Annotated in this window: 10 protein-coding genes; 3 read left to right on the top strand and 7 right to left on the bottom strand. The window is 55.5% G+C overall.

The genetic code is table 11. The features are described 5' to 3' along the window. Positions 1-35 precede the first annotated feature (35 nt). Complete coding sequence (gene acrD / locus AB8809_RS01595; RefSeq protein ID WP_349856638.1) at positions 36-3152, bottom strand: multidrug efflux RND transporter permease AcrD; 3117 nt, start codon at positions 3150-3152, stop codon at positions 36-38. Positions 3153-3529: 377 nt separating this feature from the next. Continuing rightward, positions 3530-4297, bottom strand: coding sequence for a pimeloyl-ACP methyl ester esterase BioH (gene bioH / locus AB8809_RS01590; RefSeq protein WP_349856639.1), 768 nt, complete (start codon positions 4295-4297; stop codon positions 3530-3532). Positions 4298-4396: 99 nt separating this feature from the next. On the opposite strand from bioH, the gene gntX reads away from it, so the two are divergent. Together gntX and nfuA are read left to right on the top strand one after the other, a co-directional pair. After that, positions 4397-5098 (top strand): DNA utilization protein GntX, encoded by a 702-nt coding sequence (gene gntX, locus AB8809_RS01585; protein ID WP_349856640.1) that lies wholly within the window; start codon positions 4397-4399, stop codon positions 5096-5098. Positions 5099-5158: 60 nt separating this feature from the next. Continuing rightward, complete coding sequence (gene nfuA, locus AB8809_RS01580; protein ID WP_015842023.1) at positions 5159-5734, top strand: Fe-S biogenesis protein NfuA; 576 nt, start codon at positions 5159-5161, stop codon at positions 5732-5734. A gap of 69 nt (positions 5735-5803) precedes the next feature. Here nfuA and malQ read toward each other — a convergent pair whose 3' ends face one another. From malQ to glpE, 5 genes are all read right to left on the bottom strand, one after another. After that, positions 5804-7888 (bottom strand): 4-alpha-glucanotransferase, encoded by a 2085-nt coding sequence (malQ, locus tag AB8809_RS01575; protein WP_015842024.1) that lies wholly within the window; start codon positions 7886-7888, stop codon positions 5804-5806. A gap of 12 nt (positions 7889-7900) precedes the next feature. Beyond that, complete coding sequence (malP, locus tag AB8809_RS01570) at positions 7901-10423, bottom strand: maltodextrin phosphorylase (protein ID WP_349856641.1); 2523 nt, start codon at positions 10421-10423, stop codon at positions 7901-7903. Positions 10424-10465: 42 nt separating this feature from the next. Further along, a complete protein-coding gene (locus AB8809_RS01565) occupies positions 10466-11224 on the bottom strand; it encodes a DeoR/GlpR family transcriptional regulator (protein WP_005969330.1) in 759 nt (252 codons plus the stop codon). Positions 11225-11248: 24 nt separating this feature from the next. Further along, positions 11249-12082, bottom strand: coding sequence for a rhomboid family intramembrane serine protease GlpG (gene glpG, locus AB8809_RS01560; protein ID WP_181847942.1), 834 nt, complete (start codon positions 12080-12082; stop codon positions 11249-11251). Positions 12083-12150: 68 nt separating this feature from the next. Next, positions 12151-12474 (bottom strand): thiosulfate sulfurtransferase GlpE, encoded by a 324-nt coding sequence (glpE, locus tag AB8809_RS01555; RefSeq protein ID WP_015842027.1) that lies wholly within the window; start codon positions 12472-12474, stop codon positions 12151-12153. 320 nt (positions 12475-12794) lie between these two features. Here glpE and glpD point away from each other — a divergent pair, with 320 nt between their 5' ends. Continuing rightward, a complete protein-coding gene (gene glpD / locus AB8809_RS01550) occupies positions 12795-14297 on the top strand; it encodes a glycerol-3-phosphate dehydrogenase (RefSeq protein WP_015842028.1) in 1503 nt (500 codons plus the stop codon). Positions 14298-14368 lie beyond the last annotated feature (71 nt).

Here is a 14368-nt window from a genome sequence, read left to right as displayed (position 1 = left end):
ATACCAGCAGGTCGTCAGGCAATGTCGGCTATGCCCTACCCCAGCGTCTTCTCCTTTAACGGAAAGCGGCGGCGCACGACGACAAAGAACAGCGGCACGAAGAAAATAGCGAGGAAAGTTGCAGCCAGCATACCGCCGATCACGCCCGTTCCCACCGCATGCTGACTGGCCGAACCCGCGCCGCTGCTGGTCGCCATCGGCAGAACACCGAAAATAAATGCCAGTGACGTCATCAATATCGGCCGCAGCCGCTGGCGGGAAGCCTCCAGCGTGGCCTCAACCAGATCCTTCCCTTTCTGGTTCATCTCGTTGGCGAATTCCACAATCAGAATGGCGTTCTTCGCCGATAGCCCAACCACGGTCAATAGCCCAACCTGAAAATAGACATCGTTTTCCAGACCGCGCGCCCAGGTTGCCACCAGCGCCCCCAGAACGCCCATCGGCACCACCAGCATGACGGAAAACGGCACCGTCCAGCTTTCATACAGCGCGGCCAGACACAGAAACACCACCAGCAGAGAAATCGCATACAGCGCCGGAGCCTGCGCTCCGCTCAATCGCTCCTGCAACGACATGCCGGTCCACTCTAAGCCAAAGCCTTCTGGCAGCTTCGCCACCAGCGATTCCATGACCGTCATAGCCGTACCGGTACTGACGCCCGGCATCGCCTCGCCGACAATTTCCAGCGAGGAATAACCGTTGTAACGTTCAAGACGCGGCGAGCCAGTCTCCCAGACGGTTTGCGCAAACGCGCTGAACGGCACCATGCCGCCACGGTTGTTGCGCACATACCATTTACTGATGTCGTCCGGCAGCATACGGAACTTCGCCGCCGCCTGAACATAGACTTTCTTCACGCGGCCACGATCGAGAAAGTCATTAACATAGGTCGAGCCCCAGCCAGTTTTCAGCGTGCTGTTAATGTCATCCACCGACACACCCAGCGCCTGTGCTTTACGCTGATCGATATGAATCCGCAGTTGCGAGCTGTCATCCAGACCGTTATGACGTACGCGCGTCAGTTCGGGATTGCTATCAGCCATATTTAACAGCTGATCCCGTGCGGCCATCAGCGCATCGTGTCCCAGTCCCCCGCGATCCTGTAGCCGCATGGCGAAACCAGCGGCACTGCCCAGCCCATTAATTGACGGCGGGCTACTGGCAAACACGCGCGCTTCCTGAATATGACGAAAGGCCTTAGTCGCGCGTTCGATCACCGCAAACGAGCTGCTCCCCGGCGTTGTACGTTCGCTCCAGTCTTTAAGACGTATAAACAGCCGCGCCACGTTTTGCCCGTTTCCGCCCGGCCCCGAGCCAATGGTGGAAAACACGGACGTCACCGTGTCTTTTTCCTGCGTGAGATAATACTGCTCGATCTTGTGGACCACCTGTAAGGTCTGCTGCTGCGTCGAACCCGGCGGTAGCTGCACTTGAGTCGTGAACACGCCCCGATCTTCCTGCGGCAGAAACGAGGTCGGCAGCCGAAAAAACAGGAAAGCCATAACGCAGATAATGCCCATATACAGCAGCAGCCAGCGCCCGCTGCTCATCAATATCTTGCCGACGCCGCGCTCATACTTCAGCGACGTGCGGGTAAAGCTCCGGTTAAACCAGCCGAAGAACCCTTTGCGGCCGTGATGTTGCCCCTTAGCAAGCGGCTTGAGCAACGTCGCGCACAGCGCAGGCGTCAGAATCATCGCCACCAGCACCGACAGAATCATTGATGTCACAATCGTGATGGAGAACTGACGGTAAATCGCCCCCGTGGTGCCGCCAAAGAAGGCCATCGGCACAAACACGGCGGACAGCACCAGCGCAATCCCCACCAGCGCCCCCTGCACCTGTCCCATCGATTTTCGCGTCGCTTCCCGTGGCGAGAGCCCCTCTTCGCTCATCACCCGCTCTACGTTTTCCACCACCACGATGGCATCGTCCACCAGCAGGCCAATCGCCAGCACCATCGCGAACATTGTCAGGGTGTTCAGACTGAATCCACAGGCGTACAGCACGGCAAACGTACCGAGTAACACTACCGGCACCGCAATCGTAGGAATCAGCGTGGCGCGGAAATTCTGCAAGAATAGGTACATCACCAGAAAGACCAGCAGCACCGCTTCAAACAGGGTTTTCACCACGTCGGTGATAGAAGCTTTAACAAAGGGGGAGGTTTCGAAAGCGATTTTGGCTTCCATCCCGTGCGGAAAATAACGTGATAGCTCATCGATACGTTCTCTGACGCGCTTGTCGGTTTCCAGTTCATTCGCGCCAGACGCCAGCGTCACCCCCAGACCAGAAGCGGACTGGCCGTTGAAACGGCTGAGAAAATCGTAGCGTTCGGCACCCAGTTCGACTTCTGCAACGTTAGCTAACGTCACAGCGGAGCCGTCCTGATTGACGCGCAGCGTGATATCACGGAACTGCTGTGGCGTCTGTAACAGGGATTGTGCGTTAATCGTCGCGTTAAGCGCCTGATTATCCACCGACGGTACACCGCCGACTTGCCCTACCGAAACCTGGCTGTTCTGCGATTCGATGGCTCGTACCACATCGCTGGTGGTCAGCGCATAATCCATCAGTTTGGCCGGATCCAGCCAGATACGCATCGCATACTGCGATCCATATGCAGAAACCTCGCCCACCCCGCTGATACGGCTAATTGGTTCCTGAATATTCGTCGCGACATAATCGGCGATATCCTGCTTGTCCATACTGCCATCGGTAGAGACAAACGCGACCATCAGGATATTGGTATCGCCCGTTTTACTCACAGTGACGCCCTGCTGCTGGACTTCCTGCGGCAGCTTGCGGATAGCGGATTGAAGCTGGTTTTGCACCTGCTGACGGGCTTCATCGGGATTGGTACCCGCCTCGAAGGTCAGCATGACACGGGCTTGCCCGGTATTGCTGCTGTCTGAGGACATGTACATCAGGTTATCCAGCCCGGTCATGCTCTGCTCAATAACCTGTGTGACGGTATTTTCCAGCGTCTGCGCCGATGCGCCGGGATAACTCGCCGTGATTCGCACGCTGGGCGGCGCCAGATCGGGATACTGTTCAAGCGGCAATGACTTGATAGCCAACATACCGCATAGGCTGAGAAGGATAGCCAGCACCCACGCAAAAATAGGACGGTCGACAAAAAAATTCGCCATCTCTCCAACACTCCTCAGCCATATTTTGACGAGGCTGCTGTATGAGCAGCCTACTTATAATCGAACAGAATCGGGTTCATTCAACCCAGAGAAAACCCTGCATACAAGGTAATGCTGATCACTTCAGCATGGATTTACTCGCCCAGTTCCTGTGCTCGCCCTGACGGGCTGCCACAAGTGGCATTTAAAATGCGTTTGCATTTTATAGGGGGAAACACGGTGATGAGGTTCCCGTAGGAATGCCTCACACCGTGGTAGCCCCCAGTATCTCGATCTTGAAACGACCGACATTATGCATACAGCGTGCCGAATAACCTTAACTGCCGACATCGGCTAAATCGTGGAGAAATTGAGGAGAAAATGTAAATTATCGTCGGCTAGGCCTGAGCGAACGCGATCACCTGCTCGGTAAACGCATCAGGATGCGAGATAAACGGCGCATGCGCGGCTTTTGGTATCACTACCGAGGTCGAATTCAGCCACTGTTCATCCAGTAATCCGGCCACCTTACGCGGCACCAGTCCGTCTAAGGCACCATAGAGCCGCAGGAACGGTACGGCCAGGTCGGCTAACGGCTGGCGTAAATCGGCTTCTCGCAAGATGTCCAGCCCGCCGTTTAGTACCTCGACTGACGGCATCGGCTGTTCCAGCACCACGCTTTTTAATAGTCGGGCATCCTGCCGTGCGCTCTCCGTTCCCAGCGTTTGCAGCGCCAGAAACCGCTCAACCGTACGCTGGAAATCTTCACTGAGCTGCTGCTGAAACCCCTGCAAGACGTCCGGCTTGATGCCCGGCCAGCCGTCTTGCGCGCTGAAACAAGGGGATGACGCCACGGTAATCAGCTTGTCTACCCGCTCAGGTGCGCTCAACGCAATCTGGCTGGCAACCAGTCCGCCCAGCGACCACCCTAGCCAGATGGCACGTTCCGGCGCCTGCGCCAGCACGATGTTCGCCATGTCACTCAGCGACATCGCCCCAAATCCCTGACTTCTGCCATAGCCCGGCAGATCGACTACATGCAGACGAAAATGCGGGGCGAGTCGCGCAATAATGCTTTGCCATACCTGCGCATTCAATCCCCACCCGTGCAGCAACACAAGATCTGTGTTTCCTGCGCCTTCGGTCTGCCAATACAACGCTGCCATCCGTTATCTTCCTTCTTCAGGAACCCCTTCACGTTTGCGTGGGGGAAAATATTTCAGGGAAAAACCCATATTTAGGGAAAACGATCGTTAAGGAAAACAATGTTAACCATCTCCGCACGCTGCTGGCTATGCTTATTACCGCTTCATCACGGCCAGCAGGGGATATGCTCATACTGCCAGCGACACTTGCCGCGTTTACCTGCCTGCTGCCCACGCTGTGGTTTACCCTCAAGCGACACAACGCGTCAGTGCGGGCGCTGCCTGCAAAACCCGCCGCCCTGGCAATCGATGACCTTTATCAGCGACTACGCCCCGCCGCTTAACACGCTGCTGAAACATTTTAAATTTCACGGTAAAACCGAGCTGGCAACGGTGCTTGCCCGACAGCTGTTACTGCGCTGGCAGATGACCTATCGCGAAAGAAAACTCACCGGACAGGTTCCCCTGTTCCGCCCCGATCGCCTGTTCACCGTGCCCCTGCACCGAAACCGCCAATGGCGTCGTGGCTTCAACCAGACCGAGCTGCTCGCCCGTCCTCTCGCCCGCTGGCTGAACTGTGCTTACGATCCCCGCGAATTGCTGCGAACCCGTCGCACGCCGCTACAGCAAACGCTCAGCGCCAGCGCGCGGCGCAGAAACCTGCGGGACGCATTTTCCTGTGATGTTTCGCTGTCCGGGCAGCAGGTGGTTTTGCTGGATGATGTGGTCACGACGGGTAGTACCGCCGCTGAAATCAGCAGGCTGCTGTTGGCTCAGGGGGCTGCGGGCGTTCAGGTCTGGTGTTTGTGCCGAACCTTGTAGTCAGGGGGAGGATGGGCGTATTATAACCGATAAGTGCAGTCAACTATCGAGCTTACTATTATGATCCGTATTACCGATGCTGCTCAGGAGCATTTCCTGAAACTGTTGGCAAAACAGGAAGAAGGCACACAGATTCGCGTATTTGTTATCAATCCAGGTACGCCAAACGCCGAGTGCGGTGTCTCGTATTGTCCGCCGGATGCCGTAGAAGCGAGCGATACCGTACTGAAGTTTGAAAAGATTTCCGCTTACGTAGACGAACTCAGCGCACCTTATCTGGAAGACGCTGAAATCGACTTCGTAACTGACCAGTTAGGTTCTCAGCTCACGCTGAAAGCGCCAAACGCCAAAATGCGTAAAGTGGACGACAGCGCCCCGCTGATGGAACGCGTTGAGTATGTGCTGCAATCGCAGATCAACCCACAGCTGGCTGGCCACGGCGGTCGCGTAACGCTGATGGAAATTACCGATGACGGCATGGCGATTCTGCAATTTGGCGGTGGCTGTAACGGCTGTTCGATGGTCGACTACACGCTGAAAGAAGGGATCGAGAAAGAGCTGCTGGAAAAATTCCCTGAGCTGAAAGGCGTGAGAGATCTCACCGAGCACCAGCGCGGCGAACACTCCTACTATTAATCCCCTCTCCTGCTGATTTATTTCTTATTCCTCCCCAACTCAGGGGAGGAATCATTGTCATTCCGTGATTTAGGCTTTTTGCGTTTTCATTGGTGCGCCACGGCGCAAATCCATATCTCGAACCAGCCGTTCAAGGCAGCGGTCAGCGAAGATCGACTCCAGCGGGCGCGTAAGTTTGCGCCGCCAGTTGGGGTATTCGCGATTGGTACCTGGTACATTGACCGGCGTCGCCATATCCAACCAGTCTTCCAGTTGGAACCCCACCAGCGCGCTGGCGCTATCAGCGACATAGCGGTGAACGCCACGACTCAGCGGTGCGCCCATCGTCGTCAGCGCCGAATTGCGACCAACCCGCTGCGGCAATAGCCCGAATTCATGCAACGCATTGAGCAGCCCCTGTTTCGCTTTCTCACGCTGCTGCATCTGCTCTTGCAATAGCGTTTCCGTCGGGTACAGCCCCAATTCCCGTCCCAGCGATAAATCCACGGTTTGCCAGTAGCCACGCAGCGTCGGGAGATCGTGCGTGGTGATCGTTGTCATCGCCTGACGCGGGTAATCTTCCGGTGCGCGGAAATGATTCTCCTCATCCTTTTCAAAGAACAGCACCTTGTAAGAATAGATACCGTAATCATGCAGTTTGCTGACAATTTCCGGCGGCACCGTGCCTAAATCCTCGCCGATAATCAGGCAGCGATGGCGCTGACTTTCCAGCGCCAGCACCGCCAGCAGATCGTCAACCGGATAATGTACGTAAGCCCCGTTGCCTGCTGTCTCCGCCTTGGGGATCCACCACAGGCGCAAGAGCGCCATCACGTGATCGATACGCAGCGCACCACAGTGCGCCATGTTACTGCGCAGTACGTCAATAAACGGCTGATAGCCGCGCAGCTGCATCATGGTGGGGTTCATCGGTGCGAGCTGCCAGTCTTGTCCCTGTGGTCCAAGCGGATCCGGCGGTGCACCGATAGAGGCATCAAGGCAATAGAGCTGCCGTTCATCCCAGGTTTCCGCGCCGCCCTGTGCGACCCCGACGGCTAAATCGCGATACAGACCGAGCGGCAGGCCAAGCTGTTTACTGTGCGCGTAACACTCTGCAAGTTGCTCATGCGCCACCCATTGCAGCCAGCTGTAAAACGTAATCTCATCGCTGTGTTCACGGCGGAATGACTTCACGGTTTCACTGTGCACGTCATGGTAACGGGCTGGCCATTGGTGCCAGTCCGCGTAGTTCTCGCCCTGTTTTTTCAGGTAGGCCTGCAACGCATCAAACGTCGCCTGAAGTTGCAGGCTCTGCCCACCGCTGACGACAAACTGGCGAAAGGCACTGATACGCGGGTCCAGCGTGCTGCGTGTCGTAAAGTAGCGGAAAGCCAACCGTAAAGCGGTCAGCTTAAGCGCCGTCACCGGTTCATAATCGACCCAGCGACCTGCCCGTAACGCCGTCACCGCACTTTGGGTATCCTCACGGAGCCACCATGCCTGCGCCTCCTCACTCTGCTGAAAATCATCAATGCGATTCACATCGATATAAATAATGTTCAGCCAGTGTCGGGAGGAAGGACTGTAAGGGCTTGCGGCCTCTGGCAGCGCGGGATACAGCGAATGGAGCGGGTTCAGTCCCACAAAGGCACCGCCGCGCCGGGCAATCTGTTCCACCAGATGGCGCAGGTCGCCAAAATCCCCGACGCCCCAGTTGTTCTGCGAGCGCAAGGTGTAAAGCTGGACGGTAACACCCCACCAGCGTTTTCCCTGCTGTAAGGCTTCGGGTTCGTAGCAGCGGTGCGGCGCGACAATAATCCGGCAACTCCAGCGCTGGTCGGCCTGCGTCAACGTCAGGTAGTGGTAACCCAGCGGCAGCACGCCCGGCAGAGCCAACGTAGAGCCGCCCGTGATCTGCCCTTGAATTTGACCGCCGTTTTCATACATTAGCGTCCAAAGGAATTCACCGTGACCAGCAAGCTCAATGACCGCGTCCCGGCCCTGCAAAAAGACACGAACAGGCGGCAAGGGCGCATTGCCGCTGTCAGAAACGTCCATCATTGCCTGAATCTGGTTTCTGATTGCGGCCGCAACAATGTGCTCTTTGCCATAGGCATCGGTATAGCTTTCCGCGATGCCTGTCTGCTGGCTTGCCAGTTTATCCACCTTGAACACCCTCTCCTTTTCCTAACGATGCGCCTGCCAAATGCGCGTCTGGTAATCATGAATCGCCCTGTCCGAACTGAACATCCCCATTCTGGCGGTATTCAGCACGCAACGGCGCGTCCATTCATCCGGCTCACGGTAAAGCGCATCAACACGCTGCTGCACCTCGCAATACGGTGCAAAATCGGCCATTAACATATAGGGATCGCCCAGCTTCAGCAGGCTATCCAACAGCGGGGCAAACGCGTTTTTATCCCCCTGACTGAACGCGCCACTCGCTAGCTCGTTCAGCACTTCACGCAGCAGCGGCGTCACGGCAAGGTAGTCAGACGGCTCATAGCCCTGCGCCTGTAGCGCTTTTACCTGTTCGACGGTGTGACCAAAAATGAACAGATTGTCTTCACCCACCTGCTGCGCCATTTCCACATTCGCCCCGTCCAGCGTGCCGACGGTCAGCGCACCGTTCAGTGCCAGCTTCATATTGCCCGTACCGGACGCCTCTTTACCTGCCGTTGAAATCTGCTCAGACACATCTGCGGCAGGAATCATCCGTTCAGCCAGCGATACACGGTAGTCCGGCGGGAAGACGACCTTCAGGCGATCGTTAACACGGCGATCCTGATTAATGACCGCAGCAACCCGGTTAATGGCATAAATGATGTTTTTCGCTAATACATAGCCCGGCGCCGCTTTGGCACCGAACAAAAAGACGTGCGGCACTATATCCAGATGCGGATTGTCACGCAATTGACGATATAGCGCGAGAATATGCAGCAGATTCAAATGTTGGCGTTTGTACTCATGCAATCGCTTGATTTGCACATCAAACAGCGCCTGCGGATCGATCACGATGTCGTACTGCTGGCGCAGGTAGGTCACCAGCTGCGTTTTATTATCAGTTTTGATTTGTCGATAACGCTCACGAAAACCAGCATCGTCAGCATAGGGCTCCAGCCCGCGCAGCGCGGGCAAATCATTTACCCACGGCGTGTGCAGTGTGTCGTCGATAAGCGCGGACAACGCCGGGTTACACTGCTTCAGCCAGCGGCGTGGGGTAATCCCGTTGGTGACGTTATGGAATTTGGTCGGCCACAGCTGGTGATATTCAGGAAACAGATCTTTCACCACCAGCTCCGAGTGCAGTGCCGCCACGCCGTTAACCGCAAAGCAGCTGACGACGCAAAGGTTTGCCATACGAATCTGACGCTGGTGGCGGATGGCGAGCTTCGCCCACACCTGCCGATCGCCGGGCCACTTGTCCTCAACCTGCGCCTTAAACTGCGTATCAATTTGCCGGATGATAGACAGGTGGCGAGGGAGCAGGCGACCAAACAGCCGTTCATCCCAGCGTTCAAGCGCTTCCGGCATCAGCGTATGGTTGGTATAGGCAAAGGTACGTCCGGTTATCGACCAGGCTTCATCCCACGGTATCTGATGCTCATCCAGCAGCAGACGCATCAATTCGGGGATCGCTAGCGTCGGGTGGGTATCGTTAAGCTGGATGACTTCATAATCCGGCAACGTGGACAACGCGCGCCCCGCCTTAAGATGCCGACGCAGAATGTCGGCCACCGAACAGGCGCAGTGGAAATACTGCTGCATCAGACGCAGACGTTTGCCCGCCGCATGATTGTCATTCGGATACAGCACGCTGGTCAGGCTGGCGGCGGAAATCCCCGCCTGTGCCGCGCGCAGATAATGCCCTTCGTTGAACAATGTCAAATCAAACGGAGCACGATGCGTCGCGCGCCACAGACGCAGCGGCTGCGCAGCGCCATTGTGATAGCCAATCACCGGCAGGTCACAGGCCTCACCTCTGAAAACAGTATCCGGTAGCCAGCGCAAGGTGCCGTCCGTCTGGGGTTGCAGACGCCCGCCGAATCCGACATCCACCGCCAGCTCTGCGCGCGGCACAAACCACGGATAGGTGTCGCGCTGCCAGTCATCGGCGGTTTCCTGCTGCTGTTCTTGCGCGAAGTGCTGACGGAACAGGCCATACTGATAGTTGAGGCCGTACCCCGTGGCGGGCTGTCCCACCGTTGCCATCGAATCCAGAAAGCAAGACGCCAGTCGGCCTAATCCACCGTTGCCTAAACCCGGATCGGTTTCCTGTTCAAGAATATCGCTCAGGTTCAGCCCCTGCTCAGCCAGCGCGGTGGCAACGGCGTCATACCATCCCAGATTAAGCAGGTTGTTGCCCGTCAGGCGGCCAGGCAGAAACTCCATCGACAGGTAGTTCACATGGCGTTGCGGCGTATTGGTCGAGGAAGACGTGGGCGATGCAGTATGCATCAGCAATTGTTCAGACAGCGCCAGACTGACGGCGCGCCAGCACTGCACTGGCGTCATCGCATTAAGCGAGGTGACGCCAGCAAGCCGCTGCTGACGAAGCAGCGCGGCGGTAAATTCTGCGGTATCAAAAGCGATGGGGGGATAAGCGGAGGAAACGGGCTGCGTGAAAGCCTCTGGCTTTTTTGCCGCCGCTGAACGTGTTGACGAGCCTGATCGCTTTACAGAACCCGGCTTTCTTGAAGAATCTGACATCGTGCCTCCTCCGTTGTCCGTCATGGAAAAGGCACATCGGGTTCAACACAACTCCAACTGTACCTTATGTTGTTCAATGATTTTCAGTACGCTGGGCGGTGGTGACTGATCGGTAAAAAGATAGTCGATCAAATCCATGTTGCCCAAATTCACCATCGCATTACGACCAAACTTGGAATGATCCGTCACCAGCATGACGCAGCGAGAATTTTCAATAATCGCCCGTTTTGTGCGCACTTCATGGTAATCAAACTCCAGTAATGACCCATCCATGTCAATACCGCTGATGCCCAAAATGCCGAAATCCAGGCGGAACTGAGAGATAAAATCCAGCGTCGCTTCGCCCATGATGCCGCCATCACGAGTACGCACTTCACCACCGGCCAAAATCAGACGAAAATCCTCTTTTGCCGTCAGCAGCGTTGCCACATTCAGGTTATTGGTGACCACGCGCAGATCCTTGTGCTGCATCAGCGCATAGGCCACCGCTTCAGGCGTGGTGCCGATATCGATAAACAAGGTGGCGCCGTCTGGAATCTGACTCGCCACCCGACGGGCAATGCGCGCTTTTTCGTCCGACCACATCATTTTACGGTCATGGTAGGCCGTGTTCACTGAACTGGACGGCAAGGCCGCGCCGCCGTGGTGGCGATGGATCTTATTCTGTTCGGCCAGATCGTTCAGATCGCGACGGATGGTCTGCGGGCTCACCGCAAAATGATCCACCAGCTCTTCAGTACTGACATACCCCTGCCGACGCACCAGTTCAATAATGGCGTCATGCCGTTGTGTCTGCTTCACATTTATCCCCTAAGACGCCCCGATTCACCGGGGGTTTGTTTTATTATACGTGTCCCAAAAGGCCATCAATAGCCCGACAATCAGCCCAGCCACATGCGCCGCATTGGCGATCGACATGCCTAAAATATCGAAATATCCGGCGACCAGCCAGAGTAAAGCGAAGGCCATCAGACTACGCGGCATAGATAAATAGCCGTCAGGCTCTCTTTCCCCTCGCAGCCAGACATAACCCATCAAGGCGTAAACCACGCCCGACAGGCCACCAAAATAGGTACCGCTGAACCAAGACTGCGCCCAGCCGCTGACCAACGCGGAAACCAGCGTGATGACCAGCAATTTGCCAGTGCCCAATACTTTTTCAACCGGCCCCCCCAGATACCACCACCACATCAGATTGAACAAAATGTGCAGCAGGGAAAAGTGCAACAAAGCATGACTGAACCAGCGCCACAGCTGTAGCTGCTGCCCCTCAGCCGGGAACGCCAGCCACGTCATCACGCTCTCATAGCCTGAAATCTGCATCAGGATAAACACCGCGATCGTCACGACCATCACGGATAGCGTCAGCGGTCCGGCCTTTTGTTTCAGCGTTTGCAGGAAAGAGTAGCGTTGGTATTGAATACCGGTGTCCATCGATCCCGTTTGCCAACTGGCCGCCAGATAGCGCGGGTTCGTCGGGTCACGCAGAAAAATCTCCAGCGCTTCCTGAACCTTGCTCAGTTGGGTTTCATCCTCCAGCCACAGTTCAGCCTCATGCCCGTGAGGCCGCATTTCCAAATAAATCTGCTGCGTACGCATGTAATCAACAAATGCCTGAGCCAGACGCGGATTGGAGAGAGCAATAACGCGAGTCATCATAGCGGGAAGCGCCAGTGGGTAGATTGAGTTAGAAACATGATAATAAAGGTTCTTGAATCGTCATGCGATCAGGCTTGCGCCTGCGTGTCTTGCGGGTAGCGATTTTGCCAGGCCTCAAAGCCGCCATCGATACTGTACACCGAATCGAACCCCAGGCTAATCAGATACTGTGCCGCATTGCGGCTACTGATACCGTGGTAGCAAATCACCATGACCGGTGCTTCAAAGTCTGCGCCGCGCACAAAGTCAGACAGCGTCTCGTTGGTCAGATGCGTCGCGCCGGGAACATGGGCCGCCGCAAAGCTCTGTGGATCGCGAATATCAACGACAACGCCCCCTTCCTGCCAGCGGGAATGGGCTTGCTCAATACTAATAGCTTCAAATTGTTCCATCGAAAGTGACAACCTTGTTAATAATGGACAGGATGTTAGTAACAACTGGCGTCATTGTAACCCGCCTTCAGCGGCATAAAACCTATATGATTATAAGGTTATTTATAAAAACAGTGCTTCACTAACGTGAAGTGTGACGATAGAACAGCACAATTCCAGCCTAATATCCCTTATTTTAATGTGACAATTATCATCATATTGTTAGCTCCATCACGCATAAATGTTTTTATTTGGTTAACCATTGGCTGATTTGTTTGTTTTCGATTATTATAATGCTCGAAAACGAACATTTTGATTTATTCGAGGGTGGAGGAAGAAACGTGGAAACCAAAGATCTAATCGTTATCGGCGGCGGAATTAACGGTGCAGGCATCGCCGCAGATGCGGCTGGGCGAGGGTTATCAGTCCTGTTGTTGGAAGCGCAGGATCTTGCCTGTGCCACGTCCTCCGCCAGCTCCAAGCTGATTCACGGCGGCCTGCGTTATCTTGAGCACTATGAGTTTCGTTTGGTCAGCGAAGCGCTGTCTGAGCGCGAAACGCTGCTGAAAATGGCCCCGCACATTATTTTCCCGATGCGCTTTCGTTTGCCCCATCAGCCGCACCTGCGCCCGGCCTGGATGATTCGTATCGGCCTGTTCATGTACGACAACATTGGTAAACGCGTCAGCCTGCCTGCCAGTAAGGGACTGAAATTCGGTGCAGATTCTGTACTTAAGCCTGAACTGAAGCAGGGCTTTGAATATTCGGACTGCTGGGTGGACGATGCGCGTCTGGTGGTGTTAAACGCGCAGGAAGTGACAAAACGCGGCGGCGAAGTCCGTACCCGTACCAAAGTGACCCGCGCCCGTCGTGAGCAAGGCGTGTGGATTGTAGATGCAGTTGATTCACTGACCGGCGAAACCTTCACCTGGCGCGCCAAAGGTCTGGTGAACGCCACTGGCCCGTGGGTAAAAGAATTCTTTGATGACGGCCTGCAGCTGAAATCACCTTACGGCATCCGTTTGATCAAAGGCAGCCATATCGTGGTGCCAAAAGTCCATAACCAGCCGCAGGCGTACATTCTGCAAAACAAAGATCACCGTATTGTCTTCGTGATCCCGTGGCAGGATGACTACTCAATCATCGGTACCACAGACGTGGAATACAAAGGCAATCCGCACGATGTGAAGATCGATGATAACGAAGTCGGCTATCTGCTGGATGTGTATAACGATCATTTCAAACAGCAGCTTACACGTGACGATATCGTCTGGACCTACTCCGGCGTGCGTCCGCTCTGTGATGACGAGTCCGACTCTCCGCAGGCGATTACCCGTGATTACACACTGTCTGTCGATGATGATAACGGCCAGGCTCCGCTGCTTTCCGTGTTTGGCGGCAAACTGACAACATATCGTAAGCTGGCAGAGCACGCGCTGGACAAGCTGCACAAATACTATCCGCAAGCGGGTAAAGCCTGGACGAAAGAAGCCGTCCTGCCGGGTGGTGATATCGCAGGCACACGTGATGACTATGCCGCCGCGCTGCGTCGCCGCTTCAATCTGCCGGAATCACTGACGCGCCGTTACAGCCGTACCTACGGTTCAAACAGCGAACTGATTCTGACAAACGTGAAAGGCCTCGGCGATCTGGGTGAAGATTTCGGTCATGACCTGTATGAAGCGGAACTGCGCTATCTGGTTGAGAAAGAATGGGCCGTCACGCTGGACGACGTTATCTGGCGTCGCACCAAGCTAGGCATGCGTCTGAATGACGCGCAGAAACAACGCATCAGCGACTGGTTAGCCCACCACCGCCAACAGCAAATGGCCAAAGCGGGTTAATCCGCGCGGTTACCGCAAGCACCTTTTACTGCTGTAAACACAAAAGCGCCGTAGGTTTTGCCTACGGCGCT

Source organism: Pectobacterium aroidearum (assembly GCF_041228105.1).
GTDB lineage: Bacteria > Pseudomonadota > Gammaproteobacteria > Enterobacterales > Enterobacteriaceae > Pectobacterium > Pectobacterium aroidearum.
This window is presented reverse-complemented; position numbering and strand designations above follow the sequence as displayed.